Source organism: Sinorhizobium sp. RAC02, assembly GCF_001713395.1.
GTDB lineage: Bacteria > Pseudomonadota > Alphaproteobacteria > Rhizobiales > Rhizobiaceae > Shinella.
Map to the genome: position 1 here is coordinate 181,075 of NZ_CP016450.1, position 23,398 is coordinate 204,472.

Here is a 23,398-nt window from a genome sequence, read left to right on the forward strand (position 1 = left end):
GCGGGCGGGCGGGCAATGCCAGCCTTTTGCCTGCGACGAAGCGCGCAAACCGCTGCTTGCGCGGCAGATTGACAGGAAACCGTCCAGACGGTATGTTTAGATATGAGCAAGGCACATCACCGCAAGAAACACCCCGAAGCCGTCCGCCAGCAATTGCTGGAGGTTGCGGCGAAGCTGTCGCTGGAGAAGGGTCCGGCCAGCGTCACGCTCGACGCGGTGTCGCAGGCGGCGGGTGTCAGCAAGGGCGGCCTGCTGCACCATTTTCCCAACAAGCTGTCGCTGCTCGATGGCCTGTTCGGTGACCTCACGGAAAAGCTCGACCGGGCGATTGCCGAGAGGATGCGAGACGACGCAGAACCGAAGGGGCGCTTCACCCGCGCCTATGTCTCGGTCTTCTTCCAGCCGCACGGCATCGAGGATGGCGAGCAGTGGAAGGTTTTGACCATCGCGCTGATTTCGGAGCCGCATCTGCGCGAACGCTGGCGACAATGGGTGGAGCGATACCTTGCCGAAAATGTCGGCACGGATTCGTCGCCTGAAGCGATGCTCGTGCGCTATGCCGTGGATGGCCTTTGGTTGGCCGACCTGCTCGGCTCGCCGACCATGGATTCCGACGAGCGTGCCGCCATGCTGGAGCGGCTGCTGACATTGTCGCGGTCCTGATCTCGTCACAAGTGGCGCCGCCATGCGCCGGAGCACTGCCATGAACCTCACCACCGTCTATGCCGTCCTCGTCGTCGCCATCGTTTTCGAGGTGCTCGGTACCTCGGCAATGCAGGCCGCCCAGCATTTCACGCGCGTCGTGCCGACCGTCACGATGGTCGTCTGCTATGCCATCGCCTTCTTCTTCCTGTCGTGGAGCCTGCGCTACGTACCGGTTGGTATCGCCTATGCGATCTGGAGCGGACTTGGCATCGTGCTGATCTCGCTCGTCGGCTATTTCGCCTTCGGCCAGAAGCTCGATCTGGCCGCCATGATCGGCCTTGGCATGATCATTGCCGGCGTTCTTGTGCTGAACCTTTTCTCCAAATCGACATTCCACTGATAGGGAGCCGGAATCGAGCGGCCCCCCGCTTGCCAAGAAGCGGGTCTGGTTCTATCGATTCCGTCGAATTGAAAGCGGTTTCAATTTCCGGCTTTAGAGGAATGGCACATGGCAATACGCACCATCGTATGGGGTGAGAACATCCACGAGCAGACGAACGAGATCGTGCGCTCGATCTATCCGCGCGGCATGCACAACACGATCGCCGATGCGCTCAACAGTGACCCGGCAATCGAGGCCAGCACCGCGACCCTGCAGGAGCCGGAACACGGTCTGACCGAGGCGCGCCTTGCCGAGACGGATGTGCTCGTCTGGTGGGGCCACAAGGACCACGGCGCCGTCAGCGACGAGGTGGTCGAGCGTGTCGCCAAGCGCGTCTGGGAGGGCATGGGCCTCCTTGTCCTGCATTCCGGCCACTTTTCCAAGATCTTCAAGCGCCTGATGGGCACGCCCTGCGCGCTGAAATGGCGTGAGGCCGGCGAGCGCGAGCGCCTCTGGGTGATCAACCCGCGCCACCCGATTGCCGAAGGGCTCGGCGAGAACTTCGTGCTCGAAAACGAGGAGATGTACGGCGAGCAGTTCTCCGTGCCGGAGCCGCTGGAAACGGTGTTCATCTCGTGGTTTGCCGGCGGCGAGGTGTTCCGTTCGGGCATGACCTGGCGCCGCGGTGCCGGCAACATCTTCTATTTCCGCCCAGGCCATGAGACCTATCCGACCTATCACGACGCCACCGTCCAGAAGGTCCTCGCCAACGGCGTGAAATGGGCCTTCAACCCGCAGGGCACCTACGCCGCCATTCACGATGCGCCGAACGTGCCGGTCGAACAGGCACTCGAGCCGATCGAGGAGCGGGGTCCGAAATTGCATGAAGCCGGCGAAGCCGGTTACCGCTGAGGCCTGCCATGCGTCTTCTCATTCTTGGAACCGGCGGCATGGCCAACAACCATGCCGAACATTTCGCGGCGATCGACGGGGTCGAGCTGGTGGGCGCCGTCGACGTCGATCCATTGCGCGCAAAAGCCTTTGCCGATCAGCACGGCATCCCGAACGTCTTCACTTCGCTGGAGGACGCCATCGCCTGGGGTGGTTTCGACGCGGCCACCAACGTGACGCCTGACCGCGCGCATCACCCGACGACGCTGGCGCTGCTCGCTGCGGGCAAACACGTCATGTGCGAAAAGCCCCTGGCGGAAAACTACGCCAAGGCGGACGAGATGGCGCGGGCGGCTGAAGCCTCCAGCCTCGTCACCATGGTCAACCTCACCTATCGCAATGTCGCGCCCTTGCAGAAGGCACGCGACATGGTGCTTGCCGGCGAGATCGGTCGCGTGCGCCATGTCGAGGCGTCCTATCTGCAGAGCTGGCTCGTCTCCAAGGCCTGGGGTAACTGGGCGACCGAAAGCCAGTGGCTCTGGCGCCTTTCCACCAAACACGGCTCGAACGGCGTGCTCGGTGATGTCGGCATCCACATCCTCGACTTTGCCAGCTACGGCGCTGCAAGCGATGTGGAGCACGTCTTCGCGCGGCTGAAGGCCTTCGACAAGGCGCCGGACAACCGGATCGGCGAATATGATCTCGACGCCAATGACAGCTTCGCGATGACGGTCGACTTCGCCAATGGCGCGCTCGGCGTCATCCATTCGAGCCGCTGGGCAACCGGCCATCTCAACGAACTGCGCCTGCGCATGCACGGCGACAGGGGCGCGCTTGAGGTGGTCCATTCAACGGAGGGCTCGAGCCTGCGCGGCTGCCTCGGCGAGGATGTGGAAAAGGCCGTCTGGCGGGATATCGACGCCGGTACGGTGCCGACCAACTACCAGCGTTTTGCAGCGGCAGTGACTGCCGGTGAGCAGGTCGAGCCGGGTTTCCGCCACGCTGCCGAACTTCAGAAGATCCTCGATCTCGCCATCGAGACCGAGAGGGAGCGACGGGAGTTGACGGTTTAGGCCGGAGCGGGGCCTGTTGAACCGCGCATGACGAAATCGACCTCCCAAACCTCCTGCAAGGCTTCAGGCAGTTCGCCTTGCAGGAGCCGTAAAATCATTTCGCCGATCCGCTCGCCTGCCGCGCGGATCGATGATTGCGTCGTGGTAACGGACGGCACGAGGTTTTCCGGGCTGAGATAGGGAAAGACGTCGTCATGCGCGATAAGCGAGACGTCGTGCCCAAGCCGGAGGCCTGCAACACGGATTGCCCGCATCGCGCCGAGCGCTGACATCATCGAACCGGCGATCACGGCCGTTGGCGGGGCGGGGAGGGCGAGGAAGGCTTGCATTAGACGGAAGCCGGTTTCGTCGGTGAATTCGCCCTGGCCGATCAGCGCGAGTTCGACCGCAATACCGCTCGCTTGCAGCGTCGAGCGGTAGCCGTTGTCCCGATCGCGGGCATAGGTGCTGACCTTGTCTCCGTTGATGAGCGCGATGCGGCGATGGCCGTGGTCGACAAGATGCCGGATTGCCGTCTCGATGGCGCCGAAATTGTTAATGTCGAGGAAGGCGAAGGGTTTTGACGCTTCGCTTCGCCCGTGAACGATGAAGGGCAGATCCAGCGACTGCAACAATGCGATGCGCGGGTCCGCGCAGGCCGGCGTGTGCAAGATAACCGCGTCCACCCGTTTGCTTGCGGCAAATCCACGATAGGCGGCTTCTTCGTCTTCCAGGGTCTCGACGGTCGAGACAAGGATGTCGATGCCATCCTGTTGAAGCGATGTCGAAAGTCCGCCCATGAATTCGCTGGAATGCGGCCCGAAGCGCCCTCCGCCCTGAAAGACGATGCCGATGGCGCCGGCCCTTCCGGTTGCAAGCCGTTGTGCGCTGATGTTCGGCCGATAACCGAGCCGCTCGGCCGCCTCCAGCACGCGCGCCCGCGTCTCCGCCTTCACCTCCGGATAGCCGCTCATCGCGCGGCTCACCGTCGTCTGGGACAGGCCGATGAGGGTGGCAAATTCCTTGAGGTTCATCCTGCGTCCTGGGCGCGACCGGTGGTTTCCTTTGTCTTATGGACGCTCGGGCGCCCCGCGGCAAGCAAAGGGCGGGAAGGATGGGAAACCTGTATTTGCCGGCCAGATCTTGCGGCACTGCTCCAGTGCGGCACACGCGGACATTTCTCTATGGTTGTGAAATCCGCCTTGAAATTTGACAATAGCAAGTTAGAGTAAAATTATTAACGATAAGGTTGTGTCTTGGTGGTGCAGTTCGCCTGCGCGGCTTTGACGCTGAATGATAGTAGGCCCAAGGCAGCAGCCTGGCTTGAGCGTTTTTGTTTTCGGGCTCGGACGGCCCGAAAGCGGTTTTGCAGTGATTTTCGGGAGAATATCATGCAGGCGGGCTCGGATATGCCGGCCGCAATGGGTCCGGCTGTGCGCTCGGACCTGCGGCTTGAAACACACGTCAACTCCGCCCCCCGGACGGGCGAGCCTGCAAAAGGGGCGGATGCCCTTGGCTCCACCGGGCGCCCGCTTGTTTACTCGAGGTGTCAAACCGGTCGACGCCCAGCCTATCTGCGGATGATGGAGCGGTCGTTCGGTGCGCGGCGCGCGCGCGTCCGTGATCTCCTGTTCTCCCGGTCGCCGGTTTTGTTTCTGATGATAGAGGAGGCGTTCCTCCTCTATCTGGTGACCAGTCTGTTGCGGGCGCTGACCGGCCGGCGCACCGTCGGTTTGTTGCTCTGTCCGATGCCTCTGGTCATCTCCCGCCGACCGCTAGAACGCTGCAAGAGGCTCGCCTTGCAATGGCTCAAGCGCTTGCCCGGCTGCCAGACGCTGACGATCGTTCCCTTCAGCGTTTTTCCGGCCTTTTCGAGCATTGCCAGCGGCTGGATCTATGATTTCCAGCTTTGGGACCTCACCGGCGAAGAGCGCGACGCAGTCAACACCCTGCGTCGCGAGCGCCATCCGCCCGAATGTGGCGTGGTGACGGCAATCGGGACGCAGAGCCGCCGCAAGGGCTTCGATCTCTTCGCCGACACCTATACGCGCTCATGCGACCTGCGCCGGCGCTTCCAGTTCATCGCCTGCGGCAAGGTCGCGCCAAGCGTTGCGGATTACGCGGCCGCCTTCTGCGAGGCGGGTGGTGTGGCGGTCGATCGTGCTGTTTCCGACTGCGAACTGCTGGGGGCTTACGCGGCGAGCGATGCGGTCTGGTGCCTTTATCCGCCCGCTGGCGATCACGCCTCCGGAATTCTCGGGCGCGCCGCGCAGCTGGGCATTCCGGTTGTCGTGCGCTACGGCTCGCTGGCGCATCGTCTCTGTATCGTGGAAAACATCCTGCATGTTGCGACGACCGCCGACCGGGTGGCGGAGCGTCTCGCCGATCCCTTGCCGCCGCGCGACGACAGGCGCGTCCGCATGATGGCGCTGCGTTTTGCCCGCGAAAGCGAGGCAACCTTGCAGGCGGCCTTCGGATTGGCGGGATAGCTGCGGCGTCCATCGGCTTTGAGCGGCTTAGACGGCCCCGCTTTGTTCATCGCTGCCGGCCATGCGCAGCAGCCCGTCTTGTTGGCTAAGGCCCCAGTGATTCTTGACAAGCCATGCGTCGATAAATATAACGCGTTATATAACGTGGAACATATAATATGGCAGAAGATATCGTTCGTGCACTGGGCTACCTGTGTCTGGGCACCCGGCTGCGCCGCCTCGGCGAACAGGTGCAGGCGGAAACGCAGCGCATCATGGAGCGCTTGGATGCGCCGCTGCAGGCGGGCCAGTATCCGCTTCTCGCCGCAATCGACCGTCTCGGTCCGCTTTCTGTGGGGGAACTGGCGGAGACGCTTGGCATAACCCAGCCGGGCGTGACCCGGATGGCCGGCCTCCTTGCCGAAGCGGGATACCTGACAGCGCGCAAGGAGGCTGGCGACCAGCGCATCCGGCGCCTGGTGCTGACGGAGGAGGGGCAGGCGCTGATCGCCCGCTCGAAACAGGATATCTGGCCGCTCATCGAAGCGGCCGTCCGGAGCGTTTGCGATCCGCTCGACGGCAGCCTGATAGACAAACTCGATCAACTGGAAGACGCCCTTGCCGAGGCGCCGCTCGACCGTCGTGCCCGGGCACTGGAAGGACAGCAGCCATGACCATGGTTCTCGGCAGACCGATCTGGAGTGCGCTCACCACCCGGCATGCAGCACTCGCCGAGGGGGCCGGTCGCGCCCGCCGCTATCAGCCCGGCATCCTGCCGTTTGCGGCGCCGGCGGACGATGACCCACAGGCCCTTGCCGACCTCGCTGAACTGGCACGCCCGGGTGAGACCTTGCTCTTCCTCCAGGCTGATCCGGTCGTCGCGCCCGCCGGTTTCTCGGTGCTGACGACCGCGCCGGCCGTCCAGATGATCGCGGCTGCCGTTCCTTCCCCGTTGCCGGACGATGCTATCGTTCCACTCGGGATAGCCGATGCCGAGGAGATGCTGGCGCTTGCGACCTTGACGAAGCCCGGACCGTTTTCCCTGCGGTCCCAGGAACTCGGGCGCTTCTGGGGCGTGCGTCAGGGCGGTCGGCTCGTTGCCATGGCCGGCGAGCGCATGAAACAGCCGGGCTATACGGAATTGAGCGGGGTCTGCACCCATCCCGACCACCGGGGCAGGGGCTATGCCCGCGGCCTTTCGCTGTATGTGGCCGCTCGAATCATCGAGGGCGGGGACCAGCCCTATCTGCACGTCTATGCCAGCAACATCGCCGCTATCGCGCTCTATGAGTCGATCGGCTTCACCCTGCGGTGCCCGATGCACGTCGCGGCGCTGCAAAGGCCCGCCGATTGATCGTTGCCGTCTAGCGCCCGTCCGCCGGCGATCCTGTCGCCAACAGACGTTCTAATGCTGGTCCAGCGTCCTTGTCAGCGTCAGCGCCGCAATCGTGCAGATCGCACCGGAGATCAGGTAGCCGCCGATGAAGATGATGCCGAAGCTGCTGGCGAGGCCGAGCGCCACGAGCGGCGCAAAGCCGGCACCGAGGAGCCAGGCGAGATCGGAGGTCAGTGCCGCCCCGGTATAGCGATAGTACTGCGTGAAGCGCGACGAGACGGCACCCGAGGACTGGCCGAAGGTCAGGCCGAGGATGAAGAAGCCGATCAGGATGTAGGCATCCTGCCCCTTGCTGCCGGAATCGAGCAGGAAAGGCGCGGAGAACGAGAAGATCCCGATCAGGACGGCGCCGAGCATCAGCTCGTTGCGCCGGCCGATGCGGTCAGCGATGAAGCCGGACAGCACGATGCCGACCGCGCCGAGGCCTGCGCCCGCGACCTGCACCCAGAGGAACTGCGCCGCCGACTGGCCCCCGAAGAGCGTAACCCAGCTCAGCGGGAAGATCGTGACGAGGTGGAACATAGCGAAGCTTGCGAGCGGCACGAAGGCGCCGAGCACGACGTCCATGCTGTGTTTGCTGAGCATTTCGAAGATCGGCCGCGCCTGGAGTTCCTGCGCCTCCATCGCCGCGCCGAATTCCTTGCTGGCAACGATGCGCAGGCGCGCGAAGAGCGCCACGACGTTGATCGCGAAGGCAACGAAGAACGGATAGCGCCAGCCCCAGGCGAGGAAATCCGCCTCGGAGAGGTTGCTGACCATGTAGCCGAAGAGAATGCTGGCGAGCGCAAAGCCGATCGGCGCGCCAAGCTGCGGGATCATCGCATACCAGCCGCGGCGGTTTTCCGGTGCGCTGAGGTTCAAGAGCGAGGCGAGGCCATCCCACGCGCCGCCTAGTGCAAAGCCCTGTCCTAATCGGAAGAGCGCGAGCAGCGCGACGGCCCAGTATCCGATCGTCTCATAACCCGGCAGGAAGGCGATCGACGCGGTCGAGCCGCCGAGGATGACCAGTGCGGCCGTCAGCTTGGTGCCGCGGCCATAGTTGCGGTCGATCCACATGAAGACGAAGGAGCCGATCGGACGGGCGATGAAGGCCAGCGGAAACAGCGCAAACGACATCAGCGTCGCGGCGACCGGATTGGGCGCGAAGGGAAAGATGAGCTTCGGGAAGACCAGGATGGAACCGAGGCCGTAAACGAAGAAGTCGAAGAATTCTGACGTCCGGCCGATCACCACGCCGATGGCGACGCTGCCTGGCGACAGCGGCTTGTCGTCGTCATGCATGCGGCGGGCGTCTCGTTCGAGACCGGAGGACGATGGATTAGCGACCGAACTCATGAATTTCTCCGAGCGATGTGCGCCATGTCTTTCGAGTGTTGACTATTCGGCGTGCAATATCAAGAATTGGCTTGAACGTTCGAACACCATGCAGGTTCAGATGCTGACGCAAATGGCCCTTGACCCGCTTGGCAACCGATGGAATTGCGCTAGTTCAAATTTGTGGCCTCGAACAGTCATAAATTTCCTATCGCACTGCGACAGAATGCTGCGCTGCGACGAAGCACCTCATTTCCAAGCGCCGCCGTGCCCGAGTAATGCCGACTAGACAGAACGCAAGTTGAGGCCGCAATGCCCACGTCCTTCAGTTTAGCCCGACTATCGATCATCCTGCCGCTGATGCTCCTGACGCTGTCGGGGTGCAACATGGTCGTCATGTCGCCTTCCGGCGACATCGCCGCGCAGCAGCGGGACCTGATCGTCATCTCGACGATCCTGATGCTGATCATCATCATCCCCGTGATCCTGCTGACGGTGTATTTCGCCTGGCATTACCGCCAGTCGAATACGGCCGCCAAATATGATCCGGAATGGCACCACTCGACCGGCCTCGAAGTCATCATCTGGTCGGCGCCGCTTGCCATTATCATCGCGCTCGGCGCTATTACCTGGGTCAGCACCCACAAGCTCGACCCTTACCGTCCGCTTGACCGAATCGACGCTGCGCGGCCCGTCACCGACGCGGTGAAGCCGATCACTGTCGAGGTCGTGGCGCTCGATTGGAAATGGCTGTTCTTCTATCCGGACTATGGCATCGCCACGGTCAACGAGATGGCGGCACCGGTCGACGTGCCGATCAATTTTAAGCTCACCGCATCCTCCGTGATGAACTCGTTCTACGTGCCAGCCCTTGCCGGCATGATCTACACCATGCCCGGCATGCAGACGAAGCTGCACGCCGTCATCAACAAGCAAGGCGAGTACGAGGGACTGTCGTCCAACTACAGCGGCGACGGCTTCTCCCACATGCGCTTCAAGTTCCACGGACTGGATCAGGCGGGTTTCGACCAATGGGTCGCCCGGGTGAAGCAGGGCGGAACGATGCTCAACCGCGACGCCTATCTGAAGCTCGAAAAGCCGAGCATCAAGGAGCCTGTGCGCTACTTCTCTTCCGTCGAGGGCGGGCTTTATGAGGCTGTGCTCAACATGTGCGTGCGCGCCGGCCAGATGTGCATGAAGGAAATGATGCATGTCGACATGATGGGCGGCGGCGGTCTCGAGAGCCATGAAAACAAGGCGAAGCTCGAGCACGACAACCGCCATGCGGATAGCGCCGGTGGCCATACCGAGGAAGCAGCACCCGGCGCAACCTTCCCGGAAACCGGCAACCCCGCGCGCAGCGAAGAGCCGGCCGAAGGCATCGAGGACCAGCAGGAGGAGCCGGCCACGATGAACCACGACATGCACAAGATGTAATGGGACGCCGCCGCACTCGCCGGTCCCGGCGGGTGCGCAATGCCCTCACGAAACGATATTGGACAGCCCATGTTCGGCGATATCAGCCTCACGCAATTCATCTTCGGTCGGCTTACCCTCGAAGCGATCCCCTATCACGAGCCCATTCTCGTTGCGACCTTCGCGGTCGTGGCGCTCGGCGGCATCGCGCTTCTTGGCCTGGTCACGAAGTTCAAGCTCTGGGGCTATCTCTGGAACGAGTGGTTCACCAGCGTCGATCACAAGAAGATCGGCATCATGTATATCATCCTGGCGATCATCATGCTTTTGCGCGGCTTTGCCGATGCGATCATGATGCGTATCCAGCAGGCGATCGCCTTCAACGGCAATGAGGGTTACCTCAACCCGCACCATTACGACCAGATCTTTACCGCGCATGGCGTGATCATGATCTTCTTCGTGGCCATGCCCTTTGTCACCGGCTTCATGAACTATGTCGTGCCGTTGCAGATCGGTGCGCGCGACGTCTCCTTTCCGTTCCTCAACAATTTCTCCTTCTGGATGACCACGGGCGGCGCGATCATCATCATGATGTCGCTCTTCGTCGGTGAATTCTCCCGCACCGGCTGGCTCGCCTATCCGCCGCTGTCCGGCGTGGATTACAGTCCCGGTGTCGGCGTCGATTATTACATCTGGGGCCTGCAGGTGGCTGGCGTGGGAACCACGCTGTCAGGCATCAACCTGATCGCCACCATCGTGAAGATGCGCGCACCCGGCATGACCTTCATGAAGATGCCGATCTTCACCTGGACGTCGCTCTGCACCAACATCCTGATCGTCGCGACCTTCCCGATCCTGACGGCCACGCTCGCGCTGCTGTCGCTCGACCGTTACGTCGGTACGAACTTCTTCACCAATGACCTTGGTGGCAACCCGATGATGTATATCAACCTCATCTGGATCTGGGGCCATCCGGAGGTCTACATCCTCGTGCTTCCGGCCTTCGGCATCTTCTCCGAGGTGGTGGCGACTTTCTGCGGCAAGCGCCTCTTCGGCTACGCCTCGATGGTGTACGCCACCTGCGTGATCATGATCCTGTCCTATCTCGTGTGGCTGCACCACTTCTTCACGATGGGCTCGGGGGCCTCGGTCAACGCCTTCTTCGGTATCACCACAATGATCATTTCGATCCCCACGGGGGCGAAGATGTTCAACTGGCTGTTCACCATGTATCGCGGCCGTATCCGCTACGAGTTGCCGATGCTGTGGACCATCGGTTTCATGATCACCTTCGTCATCGGCGGCATGACGGGCGTCATGCTCGCGATCCCGCCGGCCGACTTCGTGCTGCACAATTCGCTGTTCCTCATCGCCCATTTCCACAACGTCATCATCGGCGGCGTGCTGTTCGGGCTGATGGCCGGCCTCGTCTACTGGTGGCCGAAGGCCTTCGGCTACAAGCTCGATGCGTTCTGGGGCAAGATGAGCTTCTGGTTCTGGCAGATCGGCTTCTTCTTCGCCTTCATGCCGCTCTACGTGCTCGGCCTGATGGGCGTCACCCGCCGCGTCAGCCAGTTCGAGGATCCGTCCCTGCAGATCTGGTTCATCATCGCCGCCTTCGGTGCCGGCCTGATCGCGATCGGCATTGCCTCGTTCGTCATCCAGCTCGTCGTCAGCTTCCTGAAGCGCGACCAGTTGCGCTGCGACAGCGGCGACCCATGGGATGGCCGCACGCTGGAATGGTTGACCTCGTCACCGCCGCCGGACTACAACTTCGCCTTCACGCCGGTCGTGCACGACCATGACGGCTGGTACGACATGAAGAACCGCGGCTACGAGCGCCCGCTGACCGGTTTCAAGCCGATCCATATGCCGAAGAACACCGGCACGGGCGTCATCCTCTCGGGTCTCAGCGTCGTGCTCGCCTTCGCGCTGATCTGGTACATCTGGTGGCTGGCGGCCGTGTCCTTCATCGGCATCATCACGGTGTCGATCGCCCATACGTTCAACTACAACCGCGATTTCTTCATCCCCGCCGAGACCGTGACGGCGACGGAAGATGCGCGCACCAAAATGCTTGCAGAACGGACCTGAGCCCATGAGCGCGACCCAAGTCCAGACCGACGAAAAACCGCAGTTCTACGTGACGGAAGAGCATCACCCGGAAAACAGCACCATGCTGGGGTTCTGGCTCTACCTGATGAGCGACTGCCTGATCTTCGCCGTGCTCTTCGCAACGCACGGCGTGCTCGGCCGCAACTATGCTGCCGGCCCGTCACCGGCCGATCTCTTCGACCTCAACCTCGTCGCCATCAACACGGCGATGCTGCTGCTCTCTTCCATCACCTACGGTTTTGCGATGCTCCAGATGGAGCGCAACGCCAAGATGGAAACGCTGGTCTGGCTCGGCATCACCGGGGTGTTCGGCGCCGCCTTCCTGGGGCTGGAACTCTATGAGTTCTATCACCTGATCCTCGAAGGTGCAGGCCCGACGCGCTCGGCGTTCCTGTCGTCCTTCTTCACGCTGGTCGGCACGCACGGCCTGCACGTAACCTTCGGTATGATCTGGCTGATCACACTGATGGTGCAGGTGAAAAAATACGGGCTCAATCCCGCGAACCGCCGCCGGCTGATGTGCCTGTCGATGTTCTGGCACTTCCTGGACGTCATCTGGATCGGCGTCTTTTCCTTCGTCTACCTGCTGGGGGTCCTCGGATGAGCACGCACCACGAAAGCGCTTCGGACACCCATCACGCCCATAGCCATGGACACCAGGCCGGCCACGGCTCCTTCAAAGGCTACATGACCGGCTTCGTCCTCTCGATCATCCTGACGGCGATCCCGTTCTGGCTGGTCATGGCGGACATGCTGGACAGCAAGCTCCTCACCGCCGTGCTCGTCATGGGCATCGCCGTCGTACAGATCGTCGTGCACATGGTCTACTTCCTGCACATGAACCCGCGCTCGGAAGGCGGCTGGACCATGATGGCGCTGATCTTCACCCTCGTCATCGTCGGCATCGCGCTCGCCGGCTCCCTCTGGGTCATGCATCACCTCAATACCAACATGATGCCGATGACCCACGAGATGATGAAGAACATGCCCTGACGGGGTAGGGCAGGCCACGATGACCATCGACCGGCAACGGGAAGAGGAGGGGGCAATGTTGCCCTCCCGCGGCGCGCGCCGGGTGCTGACCGGCGCCTTGCTGCTGCTCGCCGTGGTCTTTGCAGCCCTCGGCACCTGGCAGATGCAACGGCTGCTCTGGAAGCTCGATCTTATCGAACGCGTCGAGGCCCGCGTCCATGCCGAGCCCGTGCCGGCGCCGGCCCGCGGGACGTGGGATGCCGTCAACCAGGAAAAGGACGAATACCGCCGTGTCACTGCCACCGGCCTCTTCCAGCACGACAAGACGGTGCTGGTGCAGGCCGTGACGGAACGCGGCGCCGGCTTCTGGGTGCTGACGCCGCTGCGCCTTGCCGGCGACGCGACCGTGCTGATCAACCGCGGCTTCGTGCCGGCGGACCGCCGCGATCCTGCCGCCCGCCTGGCAAGTGAGATCGCCGCCGGCCCTGTCACGGTCACCGGCCTTCTGCGCATCAGTGAGCCCGACGGCGCCTTCCTGCGCTCCAACGATCCGGCAAATGACCGCTGGTTCTCCCGCGACGTCGCCGCCATCGCCGCCGCGAAAGACCTGAGCGATGCCGCCCCCTATTTCATCGACGCGGACGCAACGCCCAATCCGGGCGGCCTGCCGATCGGCGGCCTGACGGTCGTGACATTCCGCAACAGCCACCTCGTCTACGCCCTGACATGGTGCGCCCTGGCTGTGATGAGCGCGGCTGGCGCCTGGTACGTGTATCGAAGCCGGCCCGCCTGAGCCTACACCATCGGCCCGGAGGCAAGCGTATCGCGCCGGCCTCCGCGTGAATTGCAGCTGGCGCGCAGCATAGCTAGGCGGCGTGGGAAAGCGCGACTGCATCCGCACCTGCCGGGAAACGCAGCGTGCCGGTGCCATCGTTGACCGCCCGCCATACCGCCTCGGCGACATCAATTTCTTTGGTCGTCAGGGCCGGCTGCGCGAATGTCTGAAAGATCGGCGCTGCGAAGTCTGCGTACGCCTCCGGAATAAGATCCTCGACCCGCACGGAGGTGTTCTGGGCGAAGCTCGTGGTCGGTGCATAACCGGGTTCCACAAGCTTGGCCTGGATATTGAAGTACGCAAGCTCATGGGCGAGAGAGCCGGTAAAGCCCTCGATGGCCTGCTTGCTGGCGGTGTAGGCAGCCGCCAATGGCATGGGAGCCAGGGTCACGCTCGATGTCACATTGACGATCACGCCGGATCGGCGCTCGCGCATCTGCGGGATGACGGCCTGTGTCATGGCCATGATGCCGAAGGTGTTGGTATCAAAGACCTTGCGGATATGAGACAGCGGTGTTGCTTCAAATGCGCCGACGACGCCGACGCCGGCGTTGTTGACCAGCACATCGATGGGTCCGGCGGCGTTGATGGCCTCGGCGATGCTGGCTTCGTTCGTTACGTCCAGGGGCAGAATATGCAGGTTTTCCGAGCGCGGCAGGATGTCTTCCCGCGGGGTGCGCATGGTCGCAATGACGTTCCACTGCTTCGAAAGGAAATAGCGAGCCGTCTCAAGTCCATAGCCCGAAGAGCAGCCTGTTATCAGTATGGTTTTCATGTTTCATCTCCTTGTTGGGTGCCGATGAATCCATGCTAACCCGTCGAATTCGGACTATCTACAATTGAACGTCCAAGTTTAGTTTGTTATAGTCCATATATGATCGATCCCCTTTCAGAAATAATAGGACTGCTGCACCCTCGGGCGGTTTTCACCAAGGGCATCAGCGGTGCCGGCCGCTGGGGCGTTCGTTATGGCGCATTCGGCCACCCCAGTTTCGCCATCGTGATCGAAGGTTCCTGCCGCCTGGCCGTCGATGGGCAGGCTGAGTTAATCCTGCACGCCGGCGATTTTGTTCTGCTACCGACGACGCCGGGCTTTGTGATGTCGGGCTTCGAGCCCGTAATTCCCGAATTCATTGACCCCCATGTCGCGGCAGTGGCGACCGGCGAAGTTCGCCATGGCAGGCCGGATGGCCCTCCATCTGTTCGCATTCTGGGTGGTTACTTCATCTTCGGTAACGAGGATTCCGGCCTTCTGGTGTCGTTGCTGCCGCAACAGATCCATGTCAGCGGTGTGGAAAGACTCTCGACGCTGGTAAAGCTTCTGATTGAAGAGGCTGCCATGGATCGTTCAGGACGCACGCTGGTGCTCACCCGGCTCGTCGAAATTTTGCTGGTCGAGGCACTGCGACTGACACAAACTCCGGATGCTCCCGCGGGATTGCTGCGGGGTCTGGGCGATGCCCGGCTGGCGGAAGCCATCAGGCAGATGCACAGCGATCCCGCGCGCCCCTGGACGATGGCCGATCTGGCGAAAGAGGCGGCGCTGTCTCGCTCTGCGTTTTTCGACCGCTTTTCACGGAATGTCGGCGTGCCGCCGATGGAATATCTGCTGGCTTGGCGCATGGCGCTCGCCAAGGATCTTCTTCGCCGACAGGACGTGGACATCGCGGAGGTGGCTGAACGCGTCGGCTATGGCTCAGCAAGCACCTTCAGCACGGCCTTCAGCCGCCACGTCGGCCAGCCACCTGGGCGTTACGCACGCGGCTCATCGAACCAGCATTTGGCAAGTTCTTAGTTTTGCTCTGCCCGCAACGCGAAAATATGTGTGAAACTAATATGTTGGAAGTGGCGCACCCGACAGGATTCGAACCTGTGACCTTTGGAATCGGAATTGGTTATCCATGGTTATAAGCTATTGTTTTATATGATGCACGCTCGAAACTGGACTAGAACTGCGCTACCTTGCGCTCCTCTGCGATCGAAGGGGACTTACGTAAGTGCAGAAAATTTTAGCACGACAAATCCGCGTTATCGGAATTGGGAGACTGGAGTTACAAGCTATCGTAGTAGCAGCAGTGGTAAACGCAATGTGGTGGTATTGTGCTGATCCTGAAATCCCGATGGTCAATTCGACATTGTTAAAGCCGAAATTTATCTGGATCGTTGGTTAGCGCGTTTGCTTTCGCAAAAAATAATTCTATCGTATTTGCGCTAAAAGCGTTCTTTTTATTGGAAATTTGAATGAAACGTGAGGCCGAGAACTGGGAACACTACGAACGTATGATTGCTCGCCTCATGGCAGATCAGATCGACACGTCGTTGTGCGTTACACCTAATGCCCGAGTTATTGGTAAGATTAGCGGGCGCAGCCGGCAGATCGACGTGTTAATTGATGCTCGGCATGAAACGGATGATAGCCGTAGGATCATCGTGGACGCCAAGCGACGAAAGCGAAAAATTGATGTTACTGATGTCGAGGCATTCCGCGGCATGATGGATGACGTAGGCGCGACGCACGGCTATCTAGTGTGCCCCACAGGGTATACCGCCGCCGCGGAAAAGCGGGCGCAAATGTCGGTCACGATCTGCCTAATTCCACTCGATCATATCAAAAATTTTAATCCGTCCACCTGGCCAGTCTGCCTGAATCCGGGCTGCGAGCGAGGGCGTATTTTTTGGGACGGATATCCCGAGTTATCGATGGTACTCCAGCCCATCACTGCAGAGACAAACTCATCTCCTATCGTTAAGCGGTTTGTGCATCACGTTGGCAAATGCGATCGCTGCAGCAGATTTCATGTACAATGCAACACGTGTGGAGATATATTATCGACTCCAGAAGATGATGAAAGCGACGTCGGACATCAATGCAGTTGCCGCATGCCTTGGTTTTGGCTGGCTTCGGTAGAGGAGGGCGAAGACAGCGCGAAGTCGGCAGAGTTGCATTGCTGCCAACTCAGAGGGGTTGTTACGGTTGATAGAAGGCCTTACCGCCGCTAATGCAAGAGATCTTAGGGGGTACGCCGCTTTGTTTACCGCCCTCGCTCAAATTACGTAAGCAGCTTAGAACGGATAATTTGCCTAATATCGCTATATTCGCGATCTTCCCTCTTCATATAAATGTGGACTGCCCGATGACAGTTCGGGCAAAGAAGCGCAAAATCCGCTGCAGTTACGGTCCGTTTTGCGGTAAATGTCGATATCGGCGTCTTATGGTGAGCCTCGATATAGCTTACGCCGTAGCGAGATGAGAAATCCTCATCGCAAATTTCACAAACAGAAGGCGTTTTTCTTTTCAGGGTGCTGACAATCGCCCTGTTTCTTTCTGCCATGAGATGCGTGACATATCTAAGGCCACCCTCAACAAATTCGCTACGCTCAGCTGCAGCTTCAAGTCTTACGTAAGTGTCTTGTCGTTGCAGCGTGACATGCATCTCATCGATTTCAGTTACCGAAAATTGTCCTTCAAAACACCATCCGTCCTTCGCCTCTGTGAAAAGCAAAATCGGGTAGGAGAACTCAGGCTGTAATATGAGTACTCTATTCGCCAATTCGAAATGGGAAATAGCCGAGTTTCTGGCCTTAAATGAATAGCGATACGTATTCAGATCATCGTCAAGCCAGCCGTCATGTTGATATGATCCAGGTCTTGTTTTAATGATAACGCCTTGAATATCGGGCGCCGCGCCAATCCAATTTATACCTTGCTGCGGGGTGTTTCCTATAGCAGACTTGGCGCCCGCCCAGAAAGGCGAACCTTCGACTTTCGAATATTGGATAAGGTCGAAAAGGTTGCGCTTTGAGACTGTTTCCCCAACCGAGATTCGGAAAACGTCTTTCGGTTTCTGCAGCAGCATCATTTCTTCGCGCCAATCACAATTCGATGGCATCTAACTGAGATGTTCCGGCTGACGAGCCGACGGCCCTTCCGTACAATCTGGCTGCTATCTCAAACCGCATAGTCCAGACCAACCCTGGTGAGATTCGCGCCCAGCTTTTGTATCAGATTTAAGGCGTATTCGTATCTAAGCTGAGAAACAATTTTCGCTTCTTCCGCTTGATGCATTATGCCGTCCTTGCTTGTCTTGAGGCGCGCTATCTGCGCCTTGAAAACATCCCCGTCTTTGGTGATCTTACCTTTGTCCATGGAAAGGAAGAATCTCCATGTGGGAGCGACGGTTTTCTCTCCATCTTTGTCATCTCCACTATAAATGCTAAAAGGCGTAACCTTGCCATCTATGTTGATAAACAACAAATTGTTGGAGTTGATCTGCGGTCCAGTGGGATGCCCATTCCTCTTGTAAAGCTTCATCGCGACAAAGGATCGTACCGCGCGCTCTTCGTCGGAATCTATTCCCACCACGTTGTTGTCTGGGTACATATCGCAAGCGGGTGATGCACAAACCCAATAATCGCCATCAAGCTGCAAGACATGCCCGCAGGTCAGATGCCAGCCGCCCGTCTTCTTCGTAGAAACGTACCCGTTATAGTGCCTTATCGCCAATTCGTTCTCGGCCTTATTGTTAAGATCGATACCGTAGTGCTTTAAATAGGTCCCATCATCAGAATTCACTATCGAAATCCCAAATGCTCGGATTTCGTCTTTAATCTCCGTCGTCAATTGTTCAATGTGCCTATCAACGTGCTCGTCGATAAGGCTCATTCTCTCTTCCTGTGTGCCCTTGGAGATTCTTTCGTAAAACTTCGCATAGACATGGCGATTTGAGAGCGCCCTATCCTCAACAATGACGCCGTGCTCATCGATTTGGCTTCGGAACTTGGCAGAGAGGAGGCGAGAAGGCGAAGGCTGCCAGGCCACAAGCGCCTGCTTCAATACGCCAATAAGGTCCGGCTCGTCTTTCTTCGCAAATGACATAAAGCCGCTATCAGTTCGCACCCACAAGCAGTTGTGGTCACTCGACCAGGAAAGCTCGCGATGTTGTTGTTCCGCAAGTTGTCCCGCGTGGCGCGTCTCAAAATTTCTCATAGCCCATAGCAAAAGCTTAGGAATATCACCTTTATTGCAACCAAGCTTGTCTAAAGCTTCTTTGAATCCAACGAACGGAGCGGTGCCATTCATAACGAGGCCGAGCGCCTTCATACCGGTCTTGGCGTGCCGCGTATAGAAATACTGTTCTACTCCGAATGCACCCTCTAGTGCCTTAAGGATATTTTCTTCTGGGTTTTCTCCGTCATAAGCTTTAATTCTCGCCGCGGCTTCATCAATCTGAGATTGTTTGTCTTTGAGGTGAGCGCATGGCGCGAGTAATGACAGAACCATCTCATTGAATGGCACTGCGAGATCATCTGCCTTTGTATGTATTACTACGAGGTTAAAGTGGCGGTTTTCAAGTAAAGCATGAGCTATCGACCGAGACTTCTTTCCGTCTCCCTTGTCGCCATTCAGCTGGTAATCCAGGATAAGCATATCCGATTGGTGAAGATGCGATGCTAGAACGTCCTCATCCGTGTCAGATGCTTTCGCCCCATCATATATGTCGATCATAAGCCCAGGCTTTTTCTGCCTGAACTTTTTAATAAGCTCCAGAACAGGACCTGGCTGCTTAAGCCAAGACTTTGATTCCGGGTTGGGCGTTGCTACAGTCTCACAAATTCCTACCAAACTCTTGCGATCAAGGATTTCTTCCCAAGTAGGGTAGTCGTCATCAATGATTAGAACCGACCTGATCGGATCGATGAAAGCTTCTTGAACGAGCGCGGTATACGCAGCTTCAGTTGTCATATTCCGCACCTTTGAAGTCGATCACAAAATTTGCCCCACTCTGAAGCTGATACCGTTTCTCGTCGGCATACTGGATTTGGTGCCCTCCAGCCGCCAAATTCATTCTGCAGAGATATAAGCCGATTCCATTCCCGCCGCCCAAACGCCTTGTGAAAAATAACCGGAAAAGTTGAGCAGAATCTACCGAGTCAACGCCAGGACCATTATCCGAAACGACAACCCGCTTATTTTCTACGCCGAGCTGAACGCGACCGGCCGAAGTTCTGGCAGATGCAACCCAATAGAGACTGTTGTTCACGAGGTTGATAAAGACCGGAAGAATTCGTGAGGGCTGCTCAAATATTCTAAATTTTCGAAAGGCGTCAGTTGCTTCTAACGTAATTGAATCACGAATAAGTGTCTTCCGGAAAAACTCTATCAGATAGTCTTCTATCTCAGCCCCGCTGATGAAGCGCTGAGTCTTTTTCCCCGACACTTTCAAAGGGGAAAGAAAGTCTAAATGTCTAGCGAGCCCTTCAAGTCCTGTGCGCATGCCTTGAGTGACTTGAGGTTCGATTTTGTGCGCCTCGAGAAAATTTATCCCTTGCCGAATCATTTGATCGTAGGATTTCAGCTCGTGACCAAGGATCTCTACCGTGATGCCAAGTTGGGCCAACTGATTGACTCTGTTCAACTCTTCTCTCAGGTCATAGTTGTCATTTATTCCCTGAGTGGCAATTAGGTGCAAATCCACGTTGTCACGCAGAAGCTCCAGCGCCGCAATGTATCCCTCAAATATATCAGAGTTTTCATCCGCGATCTGCTGCCGCCAAGTCTCCAGTAGGTCGCTAGCGTAGTTTAAATCTACTTCACCGCTTTTCAGTCTTTCCACGAGAGGCATTGCCATAGAGTGAAATTGTTTGCTTCGTTCCGCGAAAATAGCATCAATTCTCTCTTTCTCGCCACTCTGCAGCTTCTCTATTTCCGCTTTCCATCGACGGAGAGCGGCCTGCAACTGTCCTGCATTTCGCTGCATCTGCTGCGTAAGGATTTCTTCCGGACGGGGAGGTTTGATCGTAGTTATTGCTTCAGCGATGCGATTGTTCATTTCCGACAACCGGCTTTGGCTTCGCTCCATATAAGATCGGAAAAGTCGATAGTCTTCTTCCAACGTCCCAAGAGGGCTTGGTGCTCCAGGCAAACGAAAACTAGTCAAGGTTTCCCTGAAGTTCTCTAGCTTTTTTTGAGCGGAGACAAGTTCTTCGCCATTCCTGATACTTAGGTTTCCTAACTCCGACGCAATCTCGCTTTCGAATTCTGGGATTGATTTAAGATGACGCTCCAGCAGCCCGCCAAACTTCTTTCGGTTTAGCTTGCTTAGATTTTTACGCTCTTGCTCAGCTCGAGCTTTCAGGTTTTTGCTTTTTATCTCTTCTAGCTCTTGAGCGCGGATGTCCGACGCCTGACCAAAGAATTGGTATGCACTGGTTCGCAGCACGTTAATGATGATCGTTTTTACGGCTTTCGCGGCGCGATTATCGATGAAGCCTTCTCGGCCTGCTTTGTCTTTTAAGTTTGGATTATTTTCGCGAGTAATAGCGATCCGACCGAACATGCGTCGCGCGTTCCAAAACTCGCGGCCCGCGCTGATGCTGCGCCTTTGCTCGATTTCGAAGAAATCATTGTCGACGCGGCCGTATGGTAGAACGCGCAAGCCGTTCCTAAACACCATAAAGCCTCCATAGCGATCTGCCAGACTTTCGTAATGCGCCCATTGGTCATCAGTATGGGTGCTGTTTAATCTGGTCCTCTCATATGTCGCTACATAAATGTCGACGGGGCCGATGCGGGTATTCGGCCCGTTCGGAACTGTAAAATCCTTAGGCGGTGGAACGACGTAGTCCTGACCGATTTTGCGCCATTCTCCGAACGCCTTGATCTGACCTCTGAAGAAGCCATCGTCATCGACCGTGCCTTCGATGACGTGTTCCATCAAATCCGTATCTGCGCGGCTGTAAATTTCGTTCCCGTTGACAATACTTCTGACGCCCGTCTCGTCCCAAACTTTCACGGCATATGTGAAGTCAGGGGCTACAGCATTCACCTCATGGCCACTCGAATCTGCCAGAGGGTCTACAAATGCTGAAAGTGTCCGAAAGAATTGGTCGCGTATTCCTTGGATTGCGCCATCTGAAGGGACACTGGGAAGCTGCGCTTTCAAATCGAAATTTATATTCGACATGAACATTGCGGTCCCGTGATCAGATGTTCCCGACCAAACCTGCCACTGCCTGAAATGTTCGATGCTGAACCTAGTGTTTATGATCGTTTCTGCAATTGTCTTGGATGGAGCTACCGCGTCCTTATCTTCTGAGATGACAAGGTCATCATAGGCAGCCCAAGCTTGCTCAAGGCGCAGTCTCCGACGATCCTCGCTTCCGCCCCAAATGTTTTCAACAAGCCTGTCGAAAAGTGCTGGCAGCAAGTCGACAAGATCTTCCTTCGCTACAAAAGAAGTAACCGGGACCTCAATATCATTTAGAACTAAGAAGGGATTTTCGAAAATTCGCCAGTCGATTAGAGCGGCAACAAAATCTTGGTCTTTTCGTTTAGAGACAAGCAGAAGTAGCGGGCCGAGATTGGCCGATGACAATCTGCCAATACCTTTCTGCCCCTGTTTCGTTCGTTCCGGAAGTCCATCCCTATCTGCTTCTACGTTCCGGCGGGGATCGTATTTCGATTCGGTTCCGACCACTAACCAACGGTCTAGAAATTCATCGTAATTCATGCCGTGACCATCGTCATAGATGGCGGCAACCGGCTCACTGGAATCAAAAATATGTAATTCTACCGAACGAGCATATGCATCATAAGCGTTTTTCCATAGCTCAGAGACTGCTGTGGGGCAGTCGGCAATTTGCTCACGTCCAAGATGGTCGACAGTACGAGCTTGAGTGCGGAACGCGACAGCTTCAATCATGCAGGTATCAATTCGGCTTTTCGCTGATCCAGCGGAGGTTCTTCGCCAGTTGGGCTGAGCAGTTTTGAAATATGTCTTAGAAGCGTTTCGCCCATTTTCACCGGCACGGCGTTGCCTATTTGTTTTCCTGCAGCCATGAGTCCACCGACAAAAACAAACCTATCCGGAAACGTTTGAATTCTCGCGGCTTGTCTCGCGGTTATGCCGTGATCCTGGTTCGGATGTACGAAGCGCCCCTTCGACGGATTGATGCAAGCAGTTGTCATCGTGGGAGCTGGGGATGCTGGATCAATTCGCCCATAAACGTCGCGGTGACCGTTATGCTCCATATGGCATGGTAAGATCCGCCCCGAATCCTTGCGGCTGCCGCCGTTGTGAGGAGTATTCGCAAAAACATTTACCATCGTTTGCGAATGTTGCATGTGCACATCATTGATGTCACCCGGTTCGGCTGGTAGGAAAACGCTCGCACAGGAAACCCAAGGCCTTAGCGTTGGGTTCACAAGGCGTTCTTTCTCCGACCCATGGGACGGTGCGGGCGGCCACTGGAAATTCGAGCGATCCACGTTTTTGTCAACACCGAGTACAAACACACGCCTGCGTCTCTGTGGCAATCCGTAGTCCCTTGCGTCCAATACAACCGGATCAAACAGGTGATAGCCTGCGTCTCGGCCCTCCTGATAAAATTGTTCCAAGTATTCCCGATGTCTTTCCCATAGAATTCCTGGGACATTCTCCATTAGAAATACACGCGGTCGAAATTCTCGGACGTAGTCGAAATAACGGTGTATTAGCTTATTTCGCGGATCATTCACCCCGGCGTCGTTTATGCGATGAGCAGAAAAGCCCTGGCAAGGTGGACCCCCAAGCAACACATCACAACCACTCTGCCCCGAGAAATGTTTTTCACGAAGTTTCTTTGGGCACAGTTGCGATATGTCTTTTTCGTATAGCGTTGGTGGATTTATAGTCTCCGCTTTACAGAAGTTCGTGCGATAGGTTTCGGCCGCCCACTTGTCGAATTCCACGGCAACGATTACGGACATTTCTGCCTGCTGAGCGGCGAGGGAAAGCCCTCCTGCTCCCGCGAAGAGATCTGCGACTCGATGGCGTTTGGCTATGTTATTGTTCATAAAAGATTTTCGCTGTTGACAGCCTACCTTATCGTTCTCCCGTTGACTATACGTAAAATGACCCTTGGTTGAATACA

General features: G+C 57.6%; 21 protein-coding genes. 14 read left to right on the plus strand and 7 right to left on the minus strand.

Annotated elements, in window-relative coordinates; all coding sequences use genetic code 11:
• Positions 1-102: 102 nt before the first annotated feature.
• The 4 genes from BSY16_RS00855 to BSY16_RS00870 all read left to right on the plus strand — a co-directional run bounded on the left by BSY16_RS00855 (position 103) and on the right by BSY16_RS00870 (position 2,991).
• A complete protein-coding gene (locus tag BSY16_RS00855) occupies positions 103-663 on the plus strand; it encodes a TetR/AcrR family transcriptional regulator (RefSeq protein ID WP_069057916.1) in 561 nt (186 codons plus the stop codon).
• 40 nt (positions 664-703) lie between these two features.
• Entirely contained in the window at positions 704-1,045 is a 342-nt protein-coding gene (locus BSY16_RS00860; protein WP_069057917.1) for an SMR family transporter, read from the plus strand.
• A gap of 108 nt (positions 1,046-1,153) precedes the next feature.
• On the plus strand, positions 1,154-1,939 hold the full coding sequence (locus tag BSY16_RS00865; protein WP_069057918.1) for a ThuA domain-containing protein: 786 nt from the start codon (positions 1,154-1,156) through the stop codon (positions 1,937-1,939).
• 8 nt (positions 1,940-1,947) lie between these two features.
• On the plus strand, positions 1,948-2,991 hold the full coding sequence (locus BSY16_RS00870) for a Gfo/Idh/MocA family protein (protein ID WP_069057919.1): 1,044 nt from the start codon (positions 1,948-1,950) through the stop codon (positions 2,989-2,991).
• On the opposite strand, the gene BSY16_RS00875 is transcribed toward BSY16_RS00870, so the two are convergent.
• Positions 2,988-4,004, minus strand: a complete 1,017-nt coding sequence (locus BSY16_RS00875) for a LacI family DNA-binding transcriptional regulator (RefSeq protein WP_069057920.1) — start codon at positions 4,002-4,004, stop codon at positions 2,988-2,990. The genes BSY16_RS00870 and BSY16_RS00875 overlap by 4 nt on opposite strands.
• 357 nt (positions 4,005-4,361) lie before the next feature.
• On the opposite strand from BSY16_RS00875, the gene BSY16_RS00880 reads away from it, so the two are divergent.
• The 3 genes from BSY16_RS00880 to BSY16_RS00890 all read left to right on the plus strand — a co-directional run bounded on the left by BSY16_RS00880 (position 4,362) and on the right by BSY16_RS00890 (position 6,792).
• The gene (locus tag BSY16_RS00880) at positions 4,362-5,459 is read left to right on the plus strand and encodes a glycosyltransferase (protein ID WP_150129839.1); all 1,098 of its coding nucleotides are present in this window, start codon (positions 4,362-4,364) and stop codon (positions 5,457-5,459) included.
• A 158-nt stretch (positions 5,460-5,617) separates the two neighbouring features.
• The gene (locus BSY16_RS00885) at positions 5,618-6,112 is read left to right on the plus strand and encodes a MarR family winged helix-turn-helix transcriptional regulator (RefSeq protein WP_069057922.1); all 495 of its coding nucleotides are present in this window, start codon (positions 5,618-5,620) and stop codon (positions 6,110-6,112) included.
• Positions 6,109-6,792, plus strand: coding sequence for a GNAT family N-acetyltransferase (locus BSY16_RS00890; protein ID WP_069057923.1), 684 nt, complete (start codon positions 6,109-6,111; stop codon positions 6,790-6,792). The genes BSY16_RS00885 and BSY16_RS00890 overlap by 4 nt, the downstream gene beginning before the upstream one ends.
• Before the next feature lie 51 nt (positions 6,793-6,843).
• On the opposite strand, the gene BSY16_RS00895 is transcribed toward BSY16_RS00890, so the two are convergent.
• Positions 6,844-8,169, minus strand: coding sequence for an MFS transporter (locus BSY16_RS00895; protein ID WP_069057924.1), 1,326 nt, complete (start codon positions 8,167-8,169; stop codon positions 6,844-6,846).
• 291 nt (positions 8,170-8,460) lie between these two features.
• Here BSY16_RS00895 and cyoA point away from each other — a divergent pair, with 291 nt between their 5' ends.
• From cyoA to BSY16_RS00920, 5 genes are all read left to right on the plus strand, one after another.
• A complete protein-coding gene (gene cyoA / locus BSY16_RS00900; protein ID WP_069057925.1) occupies positions 8,461-9,585 on the plus strand; it encodes a ubiquinol oxidase subunit II in 1,125 nt (374 codons plus the stop codon).
• A gap of 69 nt (positions 9,586-9,654) precedes the next feature.
• A complete protein-coding gene (cyoB, locus tag BSY16_RS00905; RefSeq protein ID WP_069057926.1) occupies positions 9,655-11,658 on the plus strand; it encodes a cytochrome o ubiquinol oxidase subunit I in 2,004 nt (667 codons plus the stop codon).
• Positions 11,659-11,662: 4 nt separating this feature from the next.
• Positions 11,663-12,283 (plus strand): cytochrome o ubiquinol oxidase subunit III, encoded by a 621-nt coding sequence (gene cyoC / locus BSY16_RS00910; RefSeq protein WP_069057927.1) that lies wholly within the window; start codon positions 11,663-11,665, stop codon positions 12,281-12,283.
• A complete protein-coding gene (gene cyoD / locus BSY16_RS00915; RefSeq protein WP_069057928.1) occupies positions 12,280-12,672 on the plus strand; it encodes a cytochrome o ubiquinol oxidase subunit IV in 393 nt (130 codons plus the stop codon). The genes cyoC and cyoD overlap by 4 nt, the downstream gene beginning before the upstream one ends.
• A gap of 55 nt (positions 12,673-12,727) precedes the next feature.
• The gene (locus BSY16_RS00920; RefSeq protein ID WP_069057929.1) at positions 12,728-13,444 is read left to right on the plus strand and encodes an SURF1 family protein; all 717 of its coding nucleotides are present in this window, start codon (positions 12,728-12,730) and stop codon (positions 13,442-13,444) included.
• Between the two features lie 73 nt (positions 13,445-13,517).
• Here BSY16_RS00920 and BSY16_RS00925 read toward each other — a convergent pair whose 3' ends face one another.
• Positions 13,518-14,261, minus strand: coding sequence for an SDR family oxidoreductase (locus BSY16_RS00925; RefSeq protein WP_069057930.1), 744 nt, complete (start codon positions 14,259-14,261; stop codon positions 13,518-13,520).
• A gap of 99 nt (positions 14,262-14,360) precedes the next feature.
• Between BSY16_RS00925 and BSY16_RS00930 the strand changes: the two genes are divergently transcribed.
• Together BSY16_RS00930 and BSY16_RS31305 are read left to right on the plus strand one after the other, a co-directional pair.
• On the plus strand, positions 14,361-15,281 hold the full coding sequence (locus BSY16_RS00930; protein ID WP_069057931.1) for an AraC family transcriptional regulator: 921 nt from the start codon (positions 14,361-14,363) through the stop codon (positions 15,279-15,281).
• Positions 15,282-15,727: 446 nt separating this feature from the next.
• The gene (locus BSY16_RS31305) at positions 15,728-16,486 is read left to right on the plus strand and encodes a restriction endonuclease (RefSeq protein ID WP_083242789.1); all 759 of its coding nucleotides are present in this window, start codon (positions 15,728-15,730) and stop codon (positions 16,484-16,486) included.
• Between the two features lie 50 nt (positions 16,487-16,536).
• Here BSY16_RS31305 and BSY16_RS00935 read toward each other — a convergent pair whose 3' ends face one another.
• The 4 genes from BSY16_RS00935 to BSY16_RS31310 all read right to left on the minus strand — a co-directional run bounded on the left by BSY16_RS00935 (position 16,537) and on the right by BSY16_RS31310 (position 23,321).
• The gene (locus BSY16_RS00935; protein WP_210187402.1) at positions 16,537-17,346 is read right to left on the minus strand and encodes an HNH endonuclease; all 810 of its coding nucleotides are present in this window, start codon (positions 17,344-17,346) and stop codon (positions 16,537-16,539) included.
• An 89-nt stretch (positions 17,347-17,435) separates the two neighbouring features.
• The gene (locus BSY16_RS00940) at positions 17,436-19,229 is read right to left on the minus strand and encodes a response regulator receiver domain (RefSeq protein ID WP_069057933.1); all 1,794 of its coding nucleotides are present in this window, start codon (positions 19,227-19,229) and stop codon (positions 17,436-17,438) included.
• Positions 19,219-22,188, minus strand: a complete 2,970-nt coding sequence (locus tag BSY16_RS00945; protein ID WP_069057934.1) for an ATP-binding protein — start codon at positions 22,186-22,188, stop codon at positions 19,219-19,221. The genes BSY16_RS00940 and BSY16_RS00945 overlap by 11 nt, the downstream gene beginning before the upstream one ends.
• The gene (locus tag BSY16_RS31310) at positions 22,185-23,321 is read right to left on the minus strand and encodes a DNA cytosine methyltransferase (protein ID WP_083242790.1); all 1,137 of its coding nucleotides are present in this window, start codon (positions 23,319-23,321) and stop codon (positions 22,185-22,187) included. Before BSY16_RS31310 ends, BSY16_RS00945 begins: the two co-directional genes overlap by 4 nt.
• Positions 23,322-23,398 lie beyond the last annotated feature (77 nt).